This window comes from Beijerinckia sp. L45 (assembly GCF_009765775.1).
In the GTDB taxonomy this organism is placed as follows: Bacteria; Pseudomonadota; Alphaproteobacteria; order Rhizobiales; family Beijerinckiaceae; genus RH-AL1.
This window is the reverse complement of record NZ_LMUU01000132.1, coordinates 50,046-72,252: the sequence shown is the minus strand read 5'-3', so window position 1 is coordinate 72,252 and position 22,207 is coordinate 50,046. Positions and strand designations below refer to the sequence as shown.

Genomic DNA, 22,207 nt, shown 5'->3' with positions numbered 1-22,207 from the left:
ACTATCTTCTCGATCGAGATCGGCCCGACTTGGTTCGGGCCGGTCCCGATCCGTTTCGGGTTAGCAGCATCATGGTCAGTCCTGTAGTTCCGGCGCCGGAGTTTATTGGCCTCAACACCGGCGAACCGCCGTTTGTCGTGTTGCCGAGGCCGGACGTCCTGTTCGGCAGGCGGGCTGCGCGTTTCCGCGCGCTGACGCTCGCGCATCAGCTCGAGCCTTATCTCAATTTTCTAGCGATTCTTGCCGACGCGCAGCAGAAACTCGTCGGGACTTCGGCTGCTCCCGTGCTGGTTCAGGCCGATGTCGATCGCGCCTACGAGCACACTATGCCGCCGCTCTCGACCCAGATCGCGGCGGTGACCGACATACCCGCCATGCTCGCTCTGCTGATCGCCGACCTGTCCGAGACGCCTTTGGATCCGGGCCCGAAGGCGGCCCTCGATCGTCTTGCGGCAATGGACAGCGAAGAGCGCGGCGCGCTCCTCGCCTCGGTGGCCGAAGGCGCGTTTCCCCTCGAGCAGCTTGCGGAGGCTGCGGTTGTCTCCGCGGCTTTGCAGGTCTGGTTTGCCCGCGCCGCTGCGCAGCTCGACCCGGCCGTCGTGAAGACGGTGGAAGAAGGCATCTGCCCGGCCTGCGGCAGCGCGCCCGTCGCCAGCATGATCGTCGGCTGGCCGCAGGCACCGAATTCGCGCTATCTCTGCTGCTCGCTGTGCAACATTTACTGGAACTACGTCCGGGTCAAATGCACCGCCTGCACCACGACCCAGGGAATCTCCTATCGCATGATCGAAGGCCAGCCCGATGATATGGCGGCGGAGGTTTGCGAAGGCTGCGGCGGCTACGCCAAACACCTGATGCAGCATAAGACGCCGTCGATCGATCCTTTTGCGGACGACGTCGCATCCTACGGGCTCGATGTGCTGCTGCGCGAAGAAGGCTGGAAGCGGACCACGATCAACCCCTTCCTGGTCGGATGAAAGCCGTCGCGTGGGCCTCGCGCCTGTTCGATCGGGCCGCCAAGTCGAAGACGGTGGTGCCGACGGTCGAAGCGGACATGCGGTCCGCCATCGTTCATGCCGAAGCCGAGAATTACGCAGACGCGCTGGCGATCTGGGGCCCCCTGGCGCATGCCGGGGTGGCACGGGCGCAAAGTAACGTCGGGGCGTGTTTCGCCTACGGGCACGGCGTGCCCGTCGACCACGCCTTGGCCTTGCGCTGGCTTACGCTCGCCGCGGAGGCTGGCGACGCGGTCGGGCAGCGCAACCTCGGGACTTTGTATTACGAAGGCTGGGGCGTCGCCCGCGACTATGCGATTGCCGCCCGATGGTATCGTGCGGCCGCCGAACAGGATGATGCCGCCGCGCAGGACATGTTGAGCTGGATGCTGCTCGATGGCGACATGCTGGCCCAGGATCCGCCGGAAGCGTTCCGTTGGACGCAAAAGGCGGCCGAGGCCGGATTCGCCGGTGCGGCGACCCGGTTCGGCATGATCCACCACAACGCCTTGGGCACGTTGCGCGACTCCGCCCAGGCGGTGCACTGGTGGCGCCGCGCCGCCGAGGGCGGCGACGGCGACGGCACGGCGATGCTGGGGGCCGCCTATCACATGGGCCAAGGCGTCGAGGCCGACCAGACGGAAGCTCTGGCCTTGCTGATCCTCGCCAAGCGCCGCGGCAGCCTGCTGGCGGCGCCATTTTTTACCGGCGTGCGGGCGCGCCTCTCGGGCGACGAACAAGCCGCGGCGCTCGGGCGCGCCGATGCGCTGGAGCATCCGACCTCATGATCGTCGGTACGGCCGGTCATGTCGATCACGGCAAGACCCAGCTGATCCAGGCGCTGACCGGCGTCGACACCGATCGGCTGAAGGAGGAAAAAGCGCGCGGGATCACCATCGATCTCGGCTTCGCCTACATTCCGGACGGCCAGGGTGGCATGATCGGCTTCGTCGATGTGCCGGGCCATGAGCGCCTCGTCCACACGATGCTGGCCGGCGCGGCCGGGATCGATTTCGCGCTTCTGGTCGTCGCCGCGGACGATGGCGTCATGCCGCAAACCCGTGAGCACCTTCAGATCCTCGATCTGCTCGGCCTGACGCAAGGGCTGATCGTCCTGAGCAAGGCCGATCTCGCCGATGCGCCGCGTCGTGCCGCGCTCATCGCCGACATCCGCGCCGCCTGCGCCGGCACGGGACTCCAGGCGAGCGATATCCTGCCGGTCTCGTCGCTGACCGGCGAAGGGATCGACGAGCTTCGCGCGCGCCTCCTGGACGAGGCCGCGAGCCAAACCGAACGCACCACCGCAGCGCCATTCCGCTTCACGGTCGACCGCGCCTTCACCCTCGCGGGGGCCGGCACGGTCGTCACCGGCACCGTCGTCTCCGGGCGCGTTGCCGTCGACGATGTCGTCACGATTCTGCCGTCCGGGATCAAGGCGCGCGTCCGCTCGCTTCACGTTTCCAATCAGGCGGCGAGCACCGGGCATGCGGGCGAACGCTGTGCGCTCAACCTGGCCGGCGCCGACGTCACCCGGCAGGCGCTGGCGCGTGGCTGCTGGCTGGTCGACCCTGCACGGACCGGTCAGACCCCGCGCTTCGACATGGCGTTCACGCTGCTGGCCACGGAATCCCGCGCCCTGGCGCAGTGGACGCCGGTCCACGTCCATTGCGGCGCGAGCAGCATGCTCGGGCGTGTCGTCCTGCTGGCGGACGAGCCGCTTCGTCCCGGCGACCTGGGCCTCGTGCAGATCGTCCTCCCAGAGCCTTTGCCGGTGCGGCACGGCGACCGCGTCGTGCTGCGTGACACCAGCGCCTCGCGGACCATCGGCGGTGGCCTTGTCCTCGACCCTCGCGCGCCGGCCCGCAAGCGCCGCAGCCCGCAGCGTATGGCGCGCCTGGAGGCCTTGGCCGGCGGCGATCCCGCGACCGCTCTGATCCATCTGATCGCCATCGATCCCGGTTTCGAAGACCTGTCGGCCTTTGCCGAGGACTGGTCGCTCCCATCGGACGACGCGGAGCGCCTAACCGAGAGGCTGTCATTGATGAGTCTTGCGGCCGGGCCGACGCACTTCGTCACTGCGGCCGACCGCTGGCGTCAGCTGACCCGGGCCATCGAAGGCGTCCTCGCCGCGTTTCACGAGCAAAAGCCGGAACTGCCGGGCATGGCGATCGATCATGTCCGGCTCGCGCTGCGCAGTGGCCTGCCGAGGCCGCTGTTCGCCGCCATCGCGACGAAGCTCGCCCGCGACGGCGTCCTGGCGCTGAAGAGCCACTGGCTGCGGCTTCCCGCCCATAGCGCGCGCCTTGGTGCCGACGACGCGTTGTTGTGGGCGCGCATCAAGCCGCTGATCGAGCGTGACCGCTTCAAACCGCCGCGCGTCCGCGACCTCGGCTTAGCCCTTGAAGTGGCCGAGCAAAAGATCCGGCGTACCTGCAAGTCGCTGGTCCGCGTCGGCGAGCTGACGGAGGTGGCGCATGACCATTTTTTCCCGCGCGCCGTCGTCGCGGAGATGGCGCGCATCGCCGCGCGTCTGTCGACACCGGAAAAGCCGGAGTTTTCGGCCTCGGACTTTCGCGATCAGCTCGACAACGGCCGCAAGGTCGCGATCCAGATCCTCGAATTCTTCGATCGCGAAGGTCTCACGCTGCGCCGCGGCGACGTCCGGCGGACGGTGAAGGATCCCGCGCTTGTCTTCGGCACGCCGGAGGGCGTTATCGTTCCGGCTGACGCACCGGCGCGTCCCTAGAGCATCGGACGCAAAAGTTGCAGATTTTTGCGTGCGACCCGATGCTCTAAGTCTTTGAAAAGTGAGCGACGGTTTATCGCTTGAGTGAGTCCACTTCAGCGGCCGGCGCTCTAGCCTCTCCCGCTCTTCGTTTCTGGATGCTTTCCTTGGCCACTTCCAAAGCCCCGCCCAATGCCTTCGAGACCTGGCTCAAGCAGACCTTTGCCCGGCAGGGCGCCTTCACGATGTTCCTGATCCTGATGAAGGAAGAGCCGACGACGCTCAGCCCGCTGTGCTCGTCCTATCTCCATGTGATCGGCGACGACGTGCCGTGGGCGGACCTGACCGAGACGCTGAACGGCGCCGGCGTGATCTGGGACAGTCTCGCCGTCTTCGCGGGCCAGGACGAGTTTCAGCAGATCTTTGCCGATCCCGACGCCAAAGCGCGGCTGCGGGAGCTCGAGGTCGCCTTGATCGCGGACCGGCTCGTTCTGCAGAAAGGCGAACTTTTCGACCGCTGGGGGCGCCGGCTCCAGATCGAGCGGATGCACGAGGCGTGAAGGCGCCGCCGGTCCGAGAATCAGCCTGTCTGACCGGCCTGATACTGCGCGTCGCTGACGTGCTCCAACCAGTCCACGACTTTGCCGTCGAGCTTTTCCGCGATGGCGATATGCGTCATTGCCGTCGTCGCGGAGGCGCCGTGCCAGTGTTTCTCGCCGGGGCGGAACCAGACGACGTCACCGGGGCGGATTGCCTCGATCGGGCCGCCCTCGCGCTGAACCCAGCCCGAGCCGGTTGTGACGATGAGCATTTGGCCGAGCGGGTGGGTGTGCCAGGCCGTGCGGGCGCCCGGCTCGAAGGTAACGACGGCGCCACCGATGCGCGCCGGCTCCGTCCCGGCGAATGGGGCATCGATCCGGACCGTGCCGGTGAACCATTCGGCCGGTCCCTTTGCGGAGGGCTGAGAGCCGCTGCGTGTGATGTCCATCTTTGGCATGTCCTAGGAGTGGGGGTCGCAGACTGTAGCCCTGGCCGAGCTTGCCTGGTAGCCGGAAGAGCCGTCCGGCTTAGAAGCGCGGCTCGCAGATGGCAAGCGCCAACGGACTGCCCCCTCTTGGCGCCGCGCGTTCCCGCGGCGCCAAGCTCCGGCTAACTGGCTTCAGCCAGGATGCGTGTCGCTTCAACGGTCGGGGCAACGCGCCGCTCGACCTCTGCGGATCCCAGCATGATCACCGCTTGGACCAGCGCATCGACGTCTTCGAGGCGCGTCCGGTGGTTCATGATCGCCGCGCGTATGGCGAGTTTTCCGCCAACTCTCGTCGTGGAAGGCGCGGCGATTCCCGACTCCTGCAGGCTCATCACAATCTCCGCGTTGACGCGATCGGCGTCGGCACAAATGTAGCGAAAGCAAACGATGTTGAGCGCAACCGGCGCAAGGAGTTCAAGCTGTGGCGTGGACTCGATGAGTCCCTGCAGGTGCGACGCGAGACGACACGTGTGGTCGACCACGGCCCCGAGTCCCGTGGCGCCATAGGTCTTGAGCGTGAACCATGTCTTGAGGGCCCGGAAACCGCGCGAGAGATCCGGCCCGAAGTCGCAGGGCCAGATGTCGCCGCCGGCAAGACCGCGGCTCGCGCGCCCGAGATAGTTTGCCGGCGCCGAGAACGTCGCGCGGTGGGCCGCCCCGTCGCGCACCATGACGAAACCGGCGTCATAGGGAACTTGCCCCCATTTATGGAAATCGAAGGCGATGGAATCGGCGCGCTCGATTCCCGCCAGCAGGGATGCCTTGGATTCGGAGAACGCGGCCAGAGCGCCGAAAGCGCCGTCGACATGAAACCAGGCATTCTGGGCGCGGCAGATCGTGGCGACGGCATCGAGATCGTCGATGGCGCCGACATCGACCGTCCCCGCGGTCGCGGCGACGAAGAAGGGGACGAGCCCCTCGCGGCGATCCGTCTCCATCGCCTGCTGCAGAGCACGGAGGTCCATCCTGTGGGAGTCGTCGACCGGAATGATTCGCAGCGCTGCCGTTCCAAGGCCCGCCAGATCCATGGCCTGGGCGACGCAGCAATGGGCGGCCGCCGACGTGTAGGCCCGCAGGGCAAGGCCTCGCTCCGTCGTGACGCCGTTCTCGCGAACGTCGGGACCGAGCGCCTTATTGCGCGCGACCCAGACGGCAATCTGGTTCGCCATCGAACTACCTGTCACGAACAGCCCGCTTGCGGCATCCGGCAGGCCGAAGCGGTCTCGGAGCCATTGGACGATCTGCTGCTCTACGGCGATCGGGGCATGGTCGCGGCCGCCCAGGTTCGCGTTCAAACCAGCCGCCAACATCTCGGCGAGCATTCCGGTAACGGTGCCGCCGCCGTGGACCCATCCCATGAAACGGGGATGGACGTTGCCGGTGCTGTAGGGCTGGATGAAGGTCGAAAACTCCTCGAAGACCGCGTCCAGGCCCTGACCGGCGTCGGGAAGCGTTTCGCGGAAATGGGCGCGAACCTCTGGCGGCATGGGTTCCCACACCGGACGGTCGCGGACGTTCTCGATGAAGTCCATCATCGAATCGAGCATCTTATGGCCCTGCGCGCGGGCCTGCGCCCAATCGGCCGGGTCGAGATCCGCAGTCGAGGCGCTTCCGTCGGCGATCGTCATTGACGCTCCGCAGCTTTTCGATCGAGCATGGCGGTGAAGGCGGCGAACACCTTGCGCATCTGCGGCGGCTTATAGGCAAACATCTCAGCCTGATCCAGATCATGGACGATCATCGTCACGCCGGCCTCGAAGACAAGCAGCTTTCCGTCTTTCGTTTCCGCGCAGTCGATCACGAAGTAGTCCAGTCCCAAACGAAGCGCGACATCCGCTAGTGCCGCCGCGTGGCGCAGGCCGAAGGCCGCGCCGAAGTGCGCCATGAAATGCGCCTCCTCGAGCCGCTTCGCCTCCGAGGCCTCCATCTCGGCATTCAGGTACCAGATGGCCCATTGCTCGGAAATCGCCATGTGGCAGGCATAGGGCTGCCCGTCGACGAAGACCACGCGGTATTTTCGGAACAGGCCGTCGGGACTGCTGTAGTCCGTGTAGGGGGAGATAAAGAATTCCGAGCTCAGCTGGAACGCGAGGTAGGGTTCGACGTCGCCGGGACCGACGAGCCGCTGCAGGCCGTGTCCCGCGTGGGACCCCACGGGCCTTGCGATGATCGGAAAGGCGATGTCGCCCACGAACGTCTCGCGCCCGCCACCGATGGCTTCGAGCTTATCGCGCTCGATCCTGACCGTCGGGTTGATTTTCAAAGCGGGGACGGTGTGGATCAAGGAATAGAGCCGATCGCGATCGGTATTGCCGACCCGATCCGGCCGATTCAACATCGGTTTGGGCCACGTCGCCGCCAGCGTCTTGATCTGGTCGAGGCTCGCCGTCGAGACCTCCTCGTCCGACATCGTGACGATCGCGACATCATGATCCGGGATCAGATCCGCCGGTAGACCTGGAACGAAATACAGGGTCTTCAGCTCGATGGTTTCGTCTCTGATGAGAAACTCGATCGGTGTGTTGGCGCCGATGTCGACCGGCGCGGCCAGCGCAAGAACGCGAAGGCGCGGTGCCAGCGGATAGCCGCGCGATCGGAAGCATCGGGCATGCTGAAGCGCTGCGGCCTGGATCTCCAACCCCCGCGCGCGATTCCCGAGCAGCTGCTCGACGACCGCCAAGTCCATGGCCGCCCCATGGTCGTTGTCAGAGCGCAAAAGATCGTCCCGGACCTGCAGCATGTCGCCGCCCTCCATGGCGGCGCGGACGAGCGTTGCCAGGCCCGTCCTGTCGTGACAGCGGACGTCGGCTTCGTGCCCATCCGTCGGAGTCATCGGTGCCTCCGGCCCAAGCCAAGCGGATGAATTGAGACTCGCGGTCACGTCGTATCCTTTGCCTGCAAGGCTTCCATTTTGGCAAACATGCTTTTCAGATCGAGAAGATGCGCCTCTATCCGCTTGCTCGAGACGTCGAAGCTTGAGGCCCAACAATCCGTGACGTATCGGGCGTCCGCGCTGACCCGCAACGCGGCCGTCGCCTGCCCGTCGCGTTCCAGCAGAACGGGCTGGCCGATGCTGTACATGCGATAGGCGGGGTTGCGGATCTCCGCCGTCATCGGCGATAGACGCGTATCGTTGTTCAACTGTCGATGCAGCAGGCTTGCCCGTTGCGGCGAGACAGGCGTGCCCTTTTCATGAAGAACGAACGGAAACAGCGTTCGAACCGCGAACTCTTCATCCATCACATCTGCGGCGGGGTCACCGTCAAATGTCGTGGGCCGGCATCCATCGCCGTAAAGCTTACCGACGGCGGAAGAAAACCTTTGCAAGGCGTGTGTGCGAAAGTGATGGGGGACGGAATAGTAGGAACGCATTTCCGCCAGGGCGCCCTCCCAGCGCAGCCACGCGCCCGGGCATCCGGTCTCGGCAAACGCCGTTCGGATGTGCCGCCGTCTGACGGGCCACTGATACCGCAGCATGTAGTCCGCCATTCCGGATGGAATATCGCCGGGCCCGGAAAGTCGGTCGCAAAACGACGACGGGGCCAGGAGCGCGCCGCTGAAGGCGGGCCCGGTGAAGAACTTCGATCCCGTGACGATGACCATGTCGCCACACTGCAGGTGGTGGCGTAGCCGGCGCCGGCTCAGACGCATCTGGCAGGCATCGATCACAATCTGGACCGTCCCGCTCCAGCGCACGCGGATTTCGGCAAGGCAGCTGTCACTGGGATATCGGCGTCCGAGCTTCGAGGCGTTCATCGCCTGGAGCAGGATTTTGTAGCCGTTCCGGTCCGCTTCCTTGATGGCCGCGACGAGGTCTCGATCGATTTCGTCGGTCGAACGGGGGCCATCGGGGCCGTTGGCCGGGATATGCGTTGTCGGCGCGACCCGCGTCATCCCATCGATCCGTGCGCCTTTTTGCACCCGCTTTCCCGTTGCGGTGACGACATCGAAGTGACGCCCCGCGGCGGTGAAGACGGCGCCGCTTCCGGTCTCGTCCGCGCCGACGACGATGGTTGCCACCGGGACAGCCGTTGCCGCGTGGAACAACGCAAGGGCATGCAGCTGAGCGTCCGTGCCGGACGGCGACAAGATGATGTCGACGTCGACCTGGCTCAGGCCGAGAAGATCCGCGAGTTCATCGCGCATGGCGTCGACATGGCGATCGAGCGCCGCAGCCTGTCCCTGCGATGCGGTCGCGCTATGCCACGACGCCAAGGCGCGTTCCACGCGCTGGAATGCGCGCGGCGAAATCGAGCTCGCGGTCGAGGACCCAAAGTTCGCCGCCGATCCCCGAGGGACAACCGAGCAGCCATACTTGTTGAGGTCCGTGGCAGCATCCAGATCCAGGCGGCTGTCGCCCCCCGCAGCGAGATAGGTGGCCGTATCCCGCAGGACGCCGGGCGCCAACGCCGATCGTCTCGCGTCGGTCTCTATGCTGGTGGCAGGCTTCACAACTAAAACCTCACGGCCCGCTCGGACGTCGAACCGAAGCGCTCGGTCCGCGATTGTGTGCCCGGTATGGTTAACAGATTCTTGTGACGGCGTTCGACGTTTGTCTTCGGCAGCCTGCGCGATCGATGTTCGGACCTCACGACAAAGTGTCGCGTATTGTTCCAAGCCAAACCGCCGCCCCTTTGCCGGACGTTTGGTCGACCAATGCGTAGCCAGCCGTTTTATCGGCGCTCACATCAAGTCGCTTAGCGCAATGGAACAGGTCAGCGTGGTCGGAAAGCAATGGCGCGTCGTCTTTGCGGGCATCAGCGTATTCGTCAGGCCGCATCGAATGATTTGCGCGGGGCTGACGGTGCGATCGTCCCGCCGGCTTTCGACGCGCACATCGCGATAGGAATAGAGGACGGCCGGCACGGCCCGCAGCTTGAGGGATCTGGCGACGGCGAGCCTGTGGTGGCCGTCCATGACGACCAGATTGTCTTCTTCGAGGACGATGGGGTGCGTCCAATAGCCGTCGGCAACGATCTTCTTGAAGAGATTGGTCAGCGTGTCCGGATCCGTCTCTTCGCTTGCCGATATTTTGTGCTCCGGCACCATTCTGATCAAGGCCTCAACATCAGACATGCCGCTACCGCTCATTGCCAGAGGCCAACCCGTCGCTGGTCTTACGTTGTCGCCTCGACCAAGACATCGGTCCTAGCGCCCGAAGCTTGGGTGAGCCTGACCGCGGGACGCTGCGATCGGACGGGCCGGCGGCTGCGCCAATGGCGTCGACCCCTTGACGCGTTGACGGTCCTGTTCTCGGCGCTTCATTGCAGTGGCGACAGGCACGCGATACCTCTGGCGCCAGCGATGCGGAGTCGCGATCTTGTGTCACGCGGTCACCCCGTCCATCCGCCGCCTCGCGAGGAGAGATCATGCGTTCCGACGACCCGATCGATGTGTTCCGCGACGTCCTCGGCGCGACGGGGGTGGTGACAAGCGCCGACCTCGTCGAGCGCTACGTCGTCGATCATCGCGATCTTCTGCGTGGCACGACACCGGCGGTGCTCCGCCCCGCCAATACCGCAGAGGTGCAGCAGATCACCCGTCTCGCGGCCCGCCACGGCTTCGGGCTCGTCCCGCAAGCCGGCAACACCGGCTACTGCGGCGGCGCCACCCCCGACATGAGCGGCCGGCAACTGGTCGTCAGCCTGGAGCGGATGAACCGCATCCGCGAGGTCGACCCTCTCGGCCACACCCTGTCGGCGGATGCCGGCGTGATCCTCGCGGATGCCCAGAAGGCCGCGCTCGATCATGATCTCATGCTGTCGCTCAGTTTAGGGTCTGAAGGCAGCTGCCGGCTCGGCGGCAATGTCGGCACCAACGCCGGCGGTCTGTCCGTCCTGCGCTACGGCATAACGCGCGATCTCGTGCTCGGCCTTGAAGTCGTCCTGCCGAACGGCGACGTGCTCGACGACATGGGCCGTTTGCGGAAGAACAATACGGGCTACGATCTCAAACAGAATTTCATCGGGTCCGAGGGCACGCTGGGGATCGTCACCGGCGTCGTGCTGAAGCTTGGTCCCAAACCTGTGGCGCGCGCGACCGTCTGGGTCGAACTCGCGGCCGACGCGCCGCTCGCCCGGATGCTGGCGGTCACGCGTCGCGAGAGCGCCGATCTGGTGTCCTCGTTCGAGTACATCACGGCGCCGGCGATCGCCCTCGTGCAGGGTGCCCAGCCTGGCGCTCTGAAGGCGGGTCCCGGCGGGGCGCTGCTGATCGAGTTTTCCTCCTCGTCGACGCGTCTGCCGCTTGATGATCTGCTGACGGGCACCCTCGAGGCGATGGTCGAAGCGGGCTGGGTGAGCGATGCGCTGCTGGCCCAGAACGACCGCCAGCGCGCGGCGATGTGGACGCTGCGCGAAAGCATTCCCGAGGGCGAGAAGAAGGCCGGCGGCTCGGTCAAGCACGATATCTCCCTGCCGCTTGGCGCCATCGAGCCCTTCCTCGCGGCGGCGGGCGAGACCGTCCGCTGCTACGACGAGCGCCTCCGCCTTTCCGTCTACGGGCATCTCGGCGACGGCAACCTGCATTACAACGTCCTCGTGCCGCCTGGCGCCGAGCGCCTGGCGTTCACCGACTTGATCGAAGGCGACCTGTCGCACCGCCTCTACGCGATCGCTCTCGGCCTCGGCGGCACCTATAGCGGCGAGCATGGTGTGGCGCGCCTGAAGCGCGATCTCCTGGAGCGTTATGGCGATCCCGTGCGGCTGGCGCTGATGCGGCGTCTCAAGACGGCCCATGACCCCGACAACATCATGAACGCCGGGGCCTTGGTCGATCCCGCGTGATCGGCCTACAGGGGCAGAATGCTTGCGCCGTCCGGTGATCTTGCTTGAAATCCATCTGAACGCCAGAGTTCGATCGCCGGTCGGACGCGTTGGCCGACGAGCCGGGCGAACGTTGGCCTGTTCTTGCCTTCCCTCACAAATGGGCGGCCGGCCCGGCTGAACGCCCAGAAACGACGGGAGAGTCAAGCATGCCGACGATCACCGAGAAGCGCGCCACCTTTCGGGCCTTGCACAAGACCGGCTTCTTTATCATTCCTAACGCCTGGGATGCGGGAAGCGCGATCCGTCTGACCAAACGCGGTTTCAAGGCGATCGCATCGACCAGCGCCGGCGCCGCCTGGGCCGCAGGCAAGGACGATGGCGGGTTGAGCCGCGACGCAGTGCTTGCGCATCTCGCCATGCTGGTCGATTCCACGGATCTGCCGGTCAATGCGGACTTCGAGAACGGCTTCGCCGATCGGCCCGAAGCGGTCGCGACGAATGTCGCGCTGGCGGTTGGAACGGGCGTGGCCGGCATTTCGATCGAAGACTGGTCGGGCAGCACGATGTACGAGCTTGGCCTCGCGGTCGACCGCATTGCTGCCGCGCGCGAGGCGATCAATGCTGCCGATCCAAGCGTGATGCTGATCGGGCGTAACGAGAACTTTCGCGTCCCCGGCATGTCGACCAGCGACAGCCTGGCCCGTGCGGTCGCTTACGCCGAGGCCGGGGCCGATTGCCTGTTCGTCCCCTTCATTCTCGATCATGGCGCCGTGGCGGAACTGGTCGCCGCGGTCGCGCCCAAACCCGTCACCGTCGTGGTCGGCGACTACGACGACAACATCCGCGCATTGGCCAAGCTCGGAGTCCGTCGCTGCAGCGTGGGCGGCAGTCTGGCCAAGCGAACCTGGGCAGCGTTCGACAGCGCTTCCCAGGCGTTGAAGGCCTGCGAGGACTGAGCGGCGCTGGCATAAGCCGCTCAGGTCGCCAGGTTGTCCCGCAGCGTCTTGCCATCGTAGCGGGTCCGGTAGCGGCCGCGTCGCTGCAGCTCGGGCACGAGATGATCGACGAGATTTTCCAGCGTGCGCGGCGGCGCCGCCTGGGACAACGTGATCATGAAACCGCCGCGGCTCCCTGTCGCCTCGAACAGTTCTTCCAGACGGTCGGCGACCTGTCGTGCGTCGCCGACGAGCGCTGTGTCATATCCGGTCGCGGCATGGAGCGCATGATCGAAAAATTCGTCGCGCGAAAATTCGGTCGAATCGCCGTATTTTTCCGACAGCAGACCGACGAAGCCGACCGGGGAGGCGTTCGCGGCGACGATCCGGGCCTGGAGCTCGCCAAGGGAAAAGCGCGGTGGGAGCTGCGCCATGTCATATCCCGTATTGTGCGAAAGCCACACGCCCACGGCTTCACGCGGCACGTCGGCGATGAGGCTTTCGTGCAAGGCCTTGGCCTCGGCCTGGGTCTCGCCGACAATGGTGCGGATCGACCAGATGATGCCGACGCCTGCGGGATCACGGCCCTCGGCCCGCAGCGCGGCATCGAGATCGTCGCGCTGCTTGCGCATTGCCGGGATGGATTTCGTCAGGCCGAAGACGTGGTCGGCGACGTGGGCTGCCGCCCGTGTGCCGCGCGGCGAGCCGCCGGCCTGCAGCACGACCGGATGGCGCTGCGGCGAGGCCATCACGTTGAGCGGCCCCTTGACCTTGAACACCTTGCCGACGTGGTTGATAGGATGGATCTTGGCCGGATCGGCGACCATGCCGGTCGTCGTGTCCCACACGAAGGCATCCGGCTCCACGCTGTCCCACAAGGCGCGGCAGACATCGACGAATTCTTCGAGCCGCTCGTAGCGTTCGCCATGATCGACGAGCCCGTCAAAACCGTAATTGGCGTAATCGGACCGCCGCTGCGACGTGACGACATTGAAGGCCATGCGCCCGTTGGTGATGTGGTCGAGCGAATTCAGCAGCCGCGCGGTATAGAACGGATGCATGAAGGTCGAGGCGTAGGTCAGCCCGAAACCGATATGGCTGGTGACGCGCGACATCGCGGTGATCCACGGGCTCATGTCCATCCGCGGCCAGGCCACGCCGTAGGTCACGGCATCCGCAATGCCGCCGGTCCAGGTGTCGGGAATGCCGGTGCCGTCGCCGAAGAAGATCATGTCGAAGAGCCCGCGTTCCGCAAGCCGCGCCATGTCTTCGAACATTGCGACATCCGGGTACCGGGGTCCGACCCGCGATCCGGGCGAACGCCATTGGGTTTCGACCTGTGTCCACGACGGGTCGAGCGCGAGATGGATCTGTGGTTTCACGACGCCTCCAGTTTCGCCGAGCGCCGCGCAAAACCCTTGCCAACCCCCCTCGCTCGCCCGCATAAATCGTATTCGCTAAGATATCAGGCGGCCAGAAAAAGAACGTGCTAGTCAGGGTGGCCGGCCCACCACGGTGCCGCGCCGGAGGATGACGTCGACGTGAGTGAACAGCCCGAACCGCGTCGCGAAAACCTGTATCTGCAGCTTCGTGAAGACATCCTCTCCTGTGCCCTGGCGCCCGGGCAAAACATCCACGAGGGCGAACTCGCCACGCGCTTCGCGGTGAGCAAATCGCCGGTGCGGGATGCACTGATGCGCCTCGAGGCCGACCGCCTCGTCATCGTCCAGCCCCGCAAGGGATATCGCGTTGCGCCGGTGTCGCTGTCGGACGCCGCCGATATCTTCGATCTGCGTCTGCTGATGGAGACCGCGACCGTGCAACACGCGGCGGCATCGGGCGAAAGTGCAGATCTTGCCGCTCTCGATCGGTTTCGTACCCTGGAGGCCTGGGGCGGCGAAAGCGGCTTTGTCGGCTACAACCGTGACTTCCACGTCGCGATCGCCATGATGAGCCCGAACGGCCGGATCCGCGCCGCCGCCCGCGACGTCATCGAGCAGCTCGACCGATTGGTCGTGCTCGATCTCGCGACTTCGAAGGCGACGGAGTCCCGTTCGATGCTGGCGGAGCACAATGCCATCATCGACGCGCTCCAGGCCGGCGAGGGCCGCAAAGCCGTGCGCCTGGTGGCGCAGCACATCGAGCGCGGGAAGCGCCGGATTCTGGCGTCGCTCGCCCGGATGGCCATCGTCCCATAGTCGCGACCCGACCAGTCTGTGATATCTCAGTAGGCTCTAAAAATAGAGCAACCTGCTCATTTTACGGAACGGCTCAGCGCAAACTATGCGCTTGACCTGAGATATCAATAACGCGACCTTTTGAGCCTGCCGCCGCAGTCCTGCGCGACGGTATTTAGTTTGAAGGTCAACGATGAAGGTCAGTGCCGTCAGTTCGGACAATCCCAAGCCGCTTGCCGTCTATACGGAGGCGTTCTGCGTCGGGGATCTGGTCTTCGCGGCCGGTCAGCTCGCGACGGATTTCAAGGGCGGTATTCCCGACAAGGCCCGGCGCCATCCGGCTTTTCCCTTCTATGGCTCCGACATCAAGCTGCAGACCGACTACATCCTGAAGACCCTCGCGACGACGTTCGAGGCCGCCGGCAGCGGGCTCGATCATATCGTCAAGGCCCAGGTCTTTTTGACCGATCTCGCCGACTTCGCCGGGTTCGACGAAGTCTGGAAAACCTACTTCAAGACGCCGCCCGCGCGCACCACGGTGCAGACCACAGATCTCTTGATCAAGGACGCGCTGATTGAGATCGACCTGATCGGCTATGTGCCGCGGCCGGGTCTCGATGTCACGGTGATCAAGTCCGGCCTGCCGGCGCCGATCGCCCACTACACCGAGGCGTTCCGCGTCGGAAACATGGTGTTCGCGGCCGGGCAGCTCGCGACCGACTTCAAGACCGGCATCCCGGCCAGCGCGCGCAAACACCCGGCCTTCCCCTTCTACGGCTCGGACATCAAGCTGCAGACGGATTACATCCTGAAGAATCTGGCGACCACTTTCGCCGCCGCCGGCACCTCGCTCGACCACGTCGTCAAGGCCCAGGTCTTCCTGACCGATCTCAACGATTTTGCGGCTTTCGACGAAGTCTGGAAGACCTACTTCAAGGTCCCGCCGGCCCGCACCACCGTCGGCACCAGCGGTCTCCTCATCAAGGATGCTCTGATCGAGATCGACCTCATCGGCCACGTCCCCGTCGATGGCGTCGGCAGCGCCGTCAGCGTCTCCGACGCGCCGCGGCCGCTGGCGCATTACTCGGAAGCGCACAGCGTCGGCGATCTCATCTTCGCGGCCGGACAATTCGCCTCCGATTTCACGACGGGTGTTCCGTCGGAAGCGCGGCGCGATCCTGCCTTCCCGTTCTATGGCTCCGACATCAAGCTGCAGACGCATTACACGTTGAAGAACCTCGCCAAGACCTTCGCGGCCGCGGGCAGTTCGCTCGACGATGTCGTCAAGGCGCAGGTGTTTCTCACCGATCTCGCCGACTTCAACGGCTTCGACGAGGTGTGGAAGCAATATTTCAAGACGCCGCCCGCGCGGACGACGGTCGGAACCACGGGCCTGCTGGTGAAGGATACGCTGGTCGAGATCGACCTCATCGCCGCCAAGCGATCCTGATCGGGCATGGCATTCGATCATCCCGCCATGACGATCGAAGACGGGCCATCACCCTGGCGTCTGGCGGCGGTCGGGATCACCAAACGCTATGGACCGCTCACGGCGAACGATGCCGTGACGCTCGATCTCCGCGCCGGTGAGATCCATGCCGTGCTCGGCGAGAACGGCGCCGGCAAGTCGACGATCATGAAGATCCTCTACGGCATGGAAATGCCGGACGCCGGCACGATCGAACGCGACGGCCAGCCGCTCATCATTCGCTCGCCGCGCGATGCCATCGCGGCGGGGATCGGCATGGTTCATCAGCACTTCATGCTGGTGCCGACGCTGTCGGTGCTGGAAAACCTGATCCTCGGCACGCCGCTGTCGGGCCGGTTCATGGTCCGCAAGCGCGCCGTTCGCGCCAAGCTCGCGGCGCTGGCGGCCCGCTACCGCATCGACGTCGATCTCGATGCGCGGGTCGATGAACTGTCCGTCGGCGCGCAGCAACGTGTGGAAATCTTGAAGGCGCTGGTCCGCGGGGCGCGCGCGTTGATCCTCGACGAGCCGACGGCGGTACTGACGCCGCGTGAGGTCGAGGCGCTGGGCGATACGCTGCGCGAGCTCTGCGCCGAAGGGCACGGCATCTTCATCGTCACTCACAAGCTCGCCGAGGTGATGCGTCTGAGCGATCGCGTCAGCGTGATGCGCCGCGGCCGGCTGATCGGCACCTGGCCGACCGCCGCGGTCGCGGCCGACGACCTCGTGACCCACATGGTTGGCCGTAGCCTCCAGGCTGCCGTGCCGCGGACGGCGCGCGCGCCGGGAGCGCTGATGCTGGAGATGCAGGCCATCCACGTCCCCGGTCAGGGCGGGCGTCCCGGTCTCCGCGGTCTCGATCTGAGGCTCGCAGCGGGCGAAATCCTCGGCATTGCCGGCGTCGACGGCAACGGCCAGCAGGAGCTCGCCGACGCGATCACCGGCCTACGGCGCGTCACGTCGGGCGAGATCATCCTCGATGGCGAGGCCATCACCAACCGGCCGACCGCGACCATCCTGGCGAGCGGCCTCGCCCATGTGCCGGAGGACCGTCACCGGGACGCGGTCGTCCTCGACTTCCCGCTCACCGACAATGCCGTTCTCGTCGACCACGCGCGGCGCGGGATCCAGCGCCGCGGTCTGGTCGACCAGGGTGCGGTGACCCGTTTCACCGATGCGCTGATTGCCGCTTTCGCGGTGCGATGCAGCGGCCCGCAGGCCGCCATGCGCTCGCTGTCGGGCGGCAACCAGCAGCGCTTCGTGCTGGCCCGCGAGCTGTCGCGCCAGCCGAAGGTGATGATCGCGATGCAGCCGACCCGGGGCCTCGACGTCGGCGCGATCAGCGAGGTCCATGCGCGCCTGCTCGAACAGCGCGACGCCGGGATGGCGATCCTCCTGGTCTCCGCCGAGCTCGACGAGATTCTGGCGCTGAGCGATCGCGTCGCCGTGCTCCGGGAGGGCCGCATCGCCGGCGTGCTCGACCATCCGAGCGTCGAAGCGATCGGCGCGCTGATGCTCGGCACAGCGGCGGAGCAGGCGGCATGACCGCCGTCGCGGCGCCCAAACTCGCTGCTGCGATGCGCTCGCAGGCTGTTTTGGGCCTGGGGCTCGTGGTCATCTCGCTGACCGCCGCAGGGCTCGTTCTGCTCGCGACCGGCGTGAATCCGCTGCGCGCCTATGTCGAGATTCTTCGCAGTGCCTTCGGCTCGGTGGACGCGCTGAGCGAGGACCTCGTCTACGCCACGCCGGTAATCCTGACCGCCCTGTCGGTCATCCTCGCGTTCCGCTGCGGCCTCTGGAACATCGGCGCCGACGGCCAGCTCTACCTCGGCGCGATCGCCGCCGTTGGTTTGGGATTCAACCACGTCGACCTGCCCGGGCCGCTTCTGCTTCCTGCGATGATCGTCGGCGCTTTCGTCGCGGGCGCCGCGTGGGCCGCGATCCCGGCATTGCTCCGGCTGCGTTTCGGCGCCAGCGAAGTCATCGTCACCCTGATGATGAACTTTTTGGCCGTCACGCTCGCCACCTATCTCATCGGCGGCCCCTGGGCGTCCGGCATCACCCCGGCGACGGGACCGATCGCGCCGGCCGGGTTCCTGCCCAGTCTGGTGCCCGGGACGCGGGTCAACGCCAATCTCCTCGTGGCACTGGCCGCCGCCGCCGGCCTCGCCTTCGTGATGAAGCGGACGGTGTTCGGCTATCGTGTGCGCACGATCGGCGCGAACATCCACGCCGCGCGTTTCGCCGGGATGAACGTCGACCGCGTGCGCTTTCTGAGCTTTGCCGGGGCCGGCGGCCTGGCTGGGCTCGCCGGCTTCGGCGAGGTCGCCGGCATCTATCACGACCTGCCCAACGGGCTTTCACCGGGCTATGGCTATACCGGCATCGTCGTCGCGCTGCTGGCGCGCCTCGATCCGCTGTGGGCGGTGGTCGTCGCCTTTGCCCTGGGGGCGCTCAACGTCGGATCCGGCGGCATGCAGCGTGCGCTCGGCGTCCCGGTGTCGCTGGTCTCGATCATCGAGGCCCTGCTGATCCTGCTGATCCTCGGCACGCGCCTGATGGAGCGGCGGACATGACGTGGGCCTCTCTGCTGGAAATCACCTTCTGGATCCCGCTGCTCAGCGCCAGCATCCGGGTCGCGACGCCGCTCATCTTCGCGGGCCTCGGCGAGAGTGTCTGCGAGCGCGCCGGCATTCTCAACGTCGGCGTCGAGGGCATGATGGCGCTGGGCGCGATTGCGGGCTTCCTCGCGGCATTCTGGACGGGAAATCCCTGGATCGGTTTCGGCGTCGCCATCGCCGTCGGGGCGCTGGCCGGCCTGTTGTTCGGCTTCTTGACTGTGATCCGCGGCGCCGACCAGATCGTCACCGGTGTCGTCTTCAACATTTTCGCGCTCGGGCTGGCGAGCTTCGTCTATGCCCGGCTGTTCGTCTCCGCCCATAGCGTGGCGCAACTGCCGAGCATACCGGTTTACCGGGTGCCGACGCTCAGCACTCTGCCGTTTGTCGGAAAACCTTTCTTCGCGCAGACGCCGATCGTCTATTGCGCCTACGCGCTGGTGCCGGTCTTCTGGTTTCTGCTTGAGCGCTCGCCCTGGGGCCTGAGCGCGAGGGCTGCCGGCGAGAACCCCGAGGCGGTCGACAGCGCCGGCCTCGACGTCTGGCGGATCCGTCTGCAGGCTACCGCGATCGGCGGCGCCATGGCGGGCCTCGCCGGTGCGACGCTCTCGATCGCCCAGGTCGGCGCCTATGTCGACGGCATGGTCGCCGGGCGTGGCTTCATCGCGCTCGCGATCGTCGTCTTCGGCGCGTGGCGTCCCTGGGGCGTGGCGCTGGCCGCCCTGCTGTTTGGCGCCGTCGACGCTTTGCAGCTGCGGATGCAGATCGGCGGCTCGATCGTTCCCGGCCCGCTGCTGGTCGGGCTGCCTTACCTCCTGACCATCGTGGTCGTCACGCTCGCCGCGGCCCGCGCTGGCTACCCCGCGGCGATCAACAAGCCCTATGCGCGCCGCCGCCTTTCACGCTCTCGCCGCGTCGCGACAGCCAACGCCCTGCCTGCCGGAACGCGCAGCTGAACGCCGTCCTGACCCTGATCCTTCGAGGAGTTCCATGATGACAATGACCATGCCGACTGCGCTGCTGGCCGGAACGGCCATGCTGTGCACCACGACCGCCTGGGCGAAAGACGTCAAAGTCGCCTTCATTCCCTGCGGCCAGATCAACGACGGTTCGTGGAGCGAAGCCGGCTACATCGGCGTGAAGACGGCCAAGGACAATCTGGCGAAGGCCGGGATCACGATGACGATCGACTCGAGCGAGAGCCTGTCGCCGTCCCAGGCAGAAGTGGCCGCGCGCGACTACGCCAAGCGCGGCTACCAGACCGTGGTGCTCCATTGCGGCACGTTCGCCGATGCGGCCTATAACGCCGGCAAGGACTTTCCCAACACCAACTTCCTGATCGCCGTGGCGCCCAAATCGGTGAAGAACGTGTGGACCTACACGCCGGCCATGCAGGATATCTCGTTCATCGCCGGCTATCTCGCCGCCAAGATGAGCAAGACCGGCGGGGTCGGCGTCGTCGCGAGCTTCAATTTCTCCAACATCACCTGGCAGGCCGAAGGGTTCCGGCTCGGCGCCCGCTACGGCAAGCCCGGCATCAAGACCTTCTCGACCTACATCAACAGTTTCGACGATGCCGGCAAGGCCAAGGAAGCCGCGCAGGCCGAGATCGACGCCGGCGCCGACGTGATCTACAGCGCCACGGATCAGGCCTCGCGCGGCATCTACGCCGCCGCGGAAACCAACGACGCGCTGGCCATCGCCTCCTATTCCGACCAGTCGCAACTGTCGCCGAAAACGGTCCTGACCAGCGCCCTCGCCAATATCCCGCTGCTGCTCGACACGATGGTCGAGGGCTCGGTGAACGGCTCGCTGACGCCGGACAAGCCCTATGCCGTCGGCATGGCGGGCGGCATCGGCGCTCTGGCGATGAACCCGGCCCTCGTCAAGACGATCCCCGCCGATGTTCTCGCCACCGTGCAGACGCTGACCGCCGACATCAAGACCGGCAAGCTCAAGATTCCCGCCCTGTCCGAGCCCGGCAAATCCGAGCAATACGATCTGGCGACGCTTAAGGCTCACTAGGCTCAGGACCTATCAAGCGACTTGCGGATGAGACGATCGCTTGATTCAGTGACGGTACCAGGAGGTGCCGTCATGAGTGATCTGATTTGGCTTTCACCGGCGCAGATGCGTCGCATTGCGCCGTGCTTTCCGCTCTCGCATGGGATCCCGCGGGTCGACGACCGGCGGATCATCAGCGGCATCATCTTCGTCATCCGCAACGGGCTGCGCTGGCGCGATGCGCCTGCGGCGTACGGTCCCCACAAGACGATCTACAATCGCTTCATCCGCTGGAGCCGCCTCGGTGTCTTCAATGCGATCTTCGCAAGGCTCTCGGCCAAAGGCGGCAAGCCCGATCAGCTGATGATTGACGCGACCCACCTCAAGGCCCACCGCACGGCGGCCAGTCTGCTCAAAAAGGGGCTGTTCCCCGACATATCGGACGCACCAAAGGCGGCCTGAACTCCAAGCTGCACGCCGTCTGCGATGGCTATGGGCGCCCACTGATCCTGCTGCTCAGCGAAGGCCAGATGCGCGACGACACGGGCGCCGCGCTGATGCTCGACGCCCTGCCGTCAGCCGGGGCGCTGCTCGGCGACAAAGGCTACGACGCGGACTGGCTTCGCGCCGCCTTGACGCAGCGCGGCATCACCCCGTGCATCCCATCCAGAGCCAACCGAACCATCGCGATCCCGCACGATCGGCTGCTCTATCGCCAGCGCCACAAGATCGAGAACATGTTCGGCAAGCTGAAGGACTGGCGCCGCATCCACACCCGCTACGACCGCTGCGCCCACACCTTTATGTCAGCCATCTGCATCGCGGCCACCGTCATCTTCTGGATCGATCAATAAGTCCTGAGCCTAGTGGCTCAACAGTGAGTTTTGGGAACTGCAACCCAGCCAGCGATAGCTCGGCCTGCCCCTATGCCTCGGAAATGCCCGTGCACCACGTGCACCACGTCCTCCTTCATCAAACATTGGAAACCTCATGACAGATCATATCGAAAAAGTCGGGCAGCTTTGTAACGAGCGCGACGGAAGCTGGGCCGACATCTACGAAGCCGACGGCGTCAGCGATCCTCGCGTTCGCGTAGAAGTACCGCGAGAAGTCCGTGAACCGCACAACGTCCCGTAAGCTGCTTCTCAAAAACCGTGCTGATGTATCCGGGCTCGACCACTGTCGCGGCGAGTTAATCGTTGCGACGCAAAGTGACGCGCCGGTGACGCATCGCGCCGGACATACGGGCTGGCGCGATGCAGGTAAGCGCTATGTTACTCACCGAGAGGTTGTTGGTGCGGAAGACGGGTCGGTCTTGCCGCCGCCGCTAAGCGCTCTTGCTCAGAACCTTGACTTACGCGGGACGCTTCAAGGTTGGAAAGACCTCATCAACGTTGCGCTCGAGCACCGCCGTGATGGCTTTGTCAGCAGTCTTTGCTGCACCGCTCTTGTCGTCATTAAGCTGCTCGAGCTTCGCACTCTCTATTTACG

At 65.6% G+C, this 22,207-nt stretch carries 20 protein-coding genes; 14 read left to right on the top strand and 6 right to left on the bottom strand.

The window, feature by feature from the left end; translation table 11 throughout:
- Nucleotides 1-71: 71 nt before the first annotated feature.
- The 4 genes from fdhE to GSQ79_RS13990 all read left to right on the top strand — a co-directional run bounded on the left by fdhE (nt 72) and on the right by GSQ79_RS13990 (nt 4,280).
- Nucleotides 72-977 (top strand): formate dehydrogenase accessory protein FdhE, encoded by a 906-nt coding sequence (gene fdhE / locus GSQ79_RS14005; protein ID WP_158809316.1) that lies wholly within the window; start codon nt 72-74, stop codon nt 975-977.
- Nucleotides 974-1,783: a tetratricopeptide repeat protein gene (locus tag GSQ79_RS14000; protein ID WP_246725325.1), complete on the top strand. Its 810-nt coding sequence runs from the start codon at nt 974-976 to the stop codon at nt 1,781-1,783. The genes fdhE and GSQ79_RS14000 overlap by 4 nt, the downstream gene beginning before the upstream one ends.
- Nucleotides 1,780-3,741 (top strand): selenocysteine-specific translation elongation factor, encoded by a 1,962-nt coding sequence (gene selB / locus GSQ79_RS13995; protein ID WP_158809315.1) that lies wholly within the window; start codon nt 1,780-1,782, stop codon nt 3,739-3,741. Before GSQ79_RS14000 ends, selB begins: the two co-directional genes overlap by 4 nt.
- Nucleotides 3,742-3,887: 146 nt before the next feature.
- Nucleotides 3,888-4,280, top strand: coding sequence for a hypothetical protein (locus GSQ79_RS13990; RefSeq protein WP_158809314.1), 393 nt, complete (start codon nt 3,888-3,890; stop codon nt 4,278-4,280).
- Between the two features lie 20 nt (nt 4,281-4,300).
- Here GSQ79_RS13990 and GSQ79_RS13985 read toward each other — a convergent pair whose 3' ends face one another.
- The 5 genes from GSQ79_RS13985 to GSQ79_RS13965 all read right to left on the bottom strand — a co-directional run bounded on the left by GSQ79_RS13985 (nt 4,301) and on the right by GSQ79_RS13965 (nt 9,823).
- A complete protein-coding gene (locus GSQ79_RS13985) occupies nt 4,301-4,708 on the bottom strand; it encodes a cupin domain-containing protein (protein WP_158809313.1) in 408 nt (135 codons plus the stop codon).
- Nucleotides 4,709-4,869: 161 nt separating this feature from the next.
- Complete coding sequence (locus tag GSQ79_RS13980; RefSeq protein ID WP_158809312.1) at nt 4,870-6,375, bottom strand: aminotransferase class V-fold PLP-dependent enzyme; 1,506 nt, start codon at nt 6,373-6,375, stop codon at nt 4,870-4,872.
- Nucleotides 6,372-7,580 (bottom strand): RimK family alpha-L-glutamate ligase, encoded by a 1,209-nt coding sequence (locus GSQ79_RS13975; RefSeq protein WP_158809311.1) that lies wholly within the window; start codon nt 7,578-7,580, stop codon nt 6,372-6,374. The genes GSQ79_RS13980 and GSQ79_RS13975 overlap by 4 nt, the downstream gene beginning before the upstream one ends.
- Nucleotides 7,581-7,624: 44 nt before the next feature.
- On the bottom strand, nt 7,625-9,199 hold the full coding sequence (locus GSQ79_RS13970) for a hypothetical protein (RefSeq protein ID WP_158809310.1): 1,575 nt from the start codon (nt 9,197-9,199) through the stop codon (nt 7,625-7,627).
- Nucleotides 9,200-9,430: 231 nt separating this feature from the next.
- A complete protein-coding gene (locus tag GSQ79_RS13965) occupies nt 9,431-9,823 on the bottom strand; it encodes a ParB N-terminal domain-containing protein (protein WP_158809309.1) in 393 nt (130 codons plus the stop codon).
- Between the two features lie 293 nt (nt 9,824-10,116).
- On the opposite strand from GSQ79_RS13965, the gene GSQ79_RS13960 reads away from it, so the two are divergent.
- Both GSQ79_RS13960 and GSQ79_RS13955 read left to right on the top strand, forming a co-directional pair.
- Complete coding sequence (locus GSQ79_RS13960; protein ID WP_158809308.1) at nt 10,117-11,532, top strand: FAD-binding oxidoreductase; 1,416 nt, start codon at nt 10,117-10,119, stop codon at nt 11,530-11,532.
- A gap of 188 nt (nt 11,533-11,720) precedes the next feature.
- Complete coding sequence (locus GSQ79_RS13955; protein ID WP_158809307.1) at nt 11,721-12,470, top strand: isocitrate lyase/phosphoenolpyruvate mutase family protein; 750 nt, start codon at nt 11,721-11,723, stop codon at nt 12,468-12,470.
- A 20-nt stretch (nt 12,471-12,490) separates the two neighbouring features.
- Here GSQ79_RS13955 and GSQ79_RS13950 read toward each other — a convergent pair whose 3' ends face one another.
- Complete coding sequence (locus tag GSQ79_RS13950) at nt 12,491-13,894, bottom strand: NtaA/DmoA family FMN-dependent monooxygenase (RefSeq protein ID WP_158809306.1); 1,404 nt, start codon at nt 13,892-13,894, stop codon at nt 12,491-12,493.
- A gap of 96 nt (nt 13,895-13,990) precedes the next feature.
- On the opposite strand from GSQ79_RS13950, the gene GSQ79_RS13945 reads away from it, so the two are divergent.
- The 8 genes from GSQ79_RS13945 to GSQ79_RS13910 all read left to right on the top strand — a co-directional run.
- Nucleotides 13,991-14,647 carry a GntR family transcriptional regulator gene (locus GSQ79_RS13945; protein ID WP_158809305.1) on the top strand — a complete coding sequence of 219 codons (657 nt, stop codon included), beginning with the start codon at nt 13,991-13,993 and terminating at the stop codon, nt 14,645-14,647.
- A gap of 172 nt (nt 14,648-14,819) precedes the next feature.
- Nucleotides 14,820-16,076, top strand: coding sequence for a RidA family protein (locus tag GSQ79_RS13940; RefSeq protein ID WP_158809304.1), 1,257 nt, complete (start codon nt 14,820-14,822; stop codon nt 16,074-16,076).
- 6 nt (nt 16,077-16,082) lie between these two features.
- Entirely contained in the window at nt 16,083-17,639 is a 1,557-nt protein-coding gene (locus GSQ79_RS13935) for an ABC transporter ATP-binding protein (RefSeq protein WP_210253086.1), read from the top strand.
- The gene (locus GSQ79_RS13930) at nt 17,636-18,670 is read left to right on the top strand and encodes an ABC transporter permease (RefSeq protein WP_158809303.1); all 1,035 of its coding nucleotides are present in this window, start codon (nt 17,636-17,638) and stop codon (nt 18,668-18,670) included. The genes GSQ79_RS13935 and GSQ79_RS13930 overlap by 4 nt, the downstream gene beginning before the upstream one ends.
- Entirely contained in the window at nt 18,667-19,668 is a 1,002-nt protein-coding gene (locus GSQ79_RS13925) for an ABC transporter permease (protein ID WP_158809302.1), read from the top strand. The genes GSQ79_RS13930 and GSQ79_RS13925 overlap by 4 nt, the downstream gene beginning before the upstream one ends.
- 37 nt (nt 19,669-19,705) lie before the next feature.
- Nucleotides 19,706-20,737, top strand: a complete 1,032-nt coding sequence (locus GSQ79_RS13920) for a BMP family protein (RefSeq protein ID WP_158809301.1) — start codon at nt 19,706-19,708, stop codon at nt 20,735-20,737.
- 72 nt (nt 20,738-20,809) lie between these two features.
- Nucleotides 20,810-21,570 (top strand): IS5 family transposase gene (locus GSQ79_RS13915; protein WP_158809300.1). Its coding sequence is split into 2 segments (ribosomal slippage): nt 20,810-21,143 and nt 21,143-21,570, totalling 762 coding nucleotides; the frame shifts between segments, so codons are not numbered across the junction.
- Nucleotides 21,571-21,830: 260 nt separating this feature from the next.
- The coding region (locus tag GSQ79_RS13910; RefSeq protein ID WP_210253085.1) for a DUF927 domain-containing protein at nt 21,831-22,207 on the top strand (377 nt) is incomplete at its 3' end.

Coding starts and splice junctions, on each gene's coding strand:
- fdhE (WP_158809316.1), top strand. CDS start 72: ATGGTCAGTCCTGTAGTTCCGGCGCCGGAGTTTATTGGCCTCAACACC.
- GSQ79_RS14000 (WP_246725325.1), top strand. CDS start 974: ATGAAAGCCGTCGCGTGGGCCTCGCGCCTGTTCGATCGGGCCGCCAAG.
- selB (WP_158809315.1), top strand. CDS start 1,780: ATGATCGTCGGTACGGCCGGTCATGTCGATCACGGCAAGACCCAGCTG.
- GSQ79_RS13985 (WP_158809313.1), bottom strand. CDS start 4,708: ATGGACATCACACGCAGCGGCTCTCAGCCCTCCGCAAAGGGACCGGCC.
- GSQ79_RS13980 (WP_158809312.1), bottom strand. CDS start 6,375: ATGACGATCGCCGACGGAAGCGCCTCGACTGCGGATCTCGACCCGGCC.
- GSQ79_RS13975 (WP_158809311.1), bottom strand. CDS start 7,580: ATGACTCCGACGGATGGGCACGAAGCCGACGTCCGCTGTCACGACAGG.
- GSQ79_RS13965 (WP_158809309.1), bottom strand. CDS start 9,823: ATGTCTGATGTTGAGGCCTTGATCAGAATGGTGCCGGAGCACAAAATA.
- GSQ79_RS13960 (WP_158809308.1), top strand. CDS start 10,117: ATGCGTTCCGACGACCCGATCGATGTGTTCCGCGACGTCCTCGGCGCG.
- GSQ79_RS13955 (WP_158809307.1), top strand. CDS start 11,721: ATGCCGACGATCACCGAGAAGCGCGCCACCTTTCGGGCCTTGCACAAG.
- GSQ79_RS13950 (WP_158809306.1), bottom strand. CDS start 13,894: ATGCGGGCGAGCGAGGGGGGTTGGCAAGGGTTTTGCGCGGCGCTCGGC.
- GSQ79_RS13940 (WP_158809304.1), top strand. CDS start 14,820: ATGAAGGTCAGTGCCGTCAGTTCGGACAATCCCAAGCCGCTTGCCGTC.
- GSQ79_RS13935 (WP_210253086.1), top strand. CDS start 16,083: ATGGCATTCGATCATCCCGCCATGACGATCGAAGACGGGCCATCACCC.
- GSQ79_RS13930 (WP_158809303.1), top strand. CDS start 17,636: ATGACCGCCGTCGCGGCGCCCAAACTCGCTGCTGCGATGCGCTCGCAG.
- GSQ79_RS13925 (WP_158809302.1), top strand. CDS start 18,667: ATGACGTGGGCCTCTCTGCTGGAAATCACCTTCTGGATCCCGCTGCTC.
- GSQ79_RS13920 (WP_158809301.1), top strand. CDS start 19,706: ATGACAATGACCATGCCGACTGCGCTGCTGGCCGGAACGGCCATGCTG.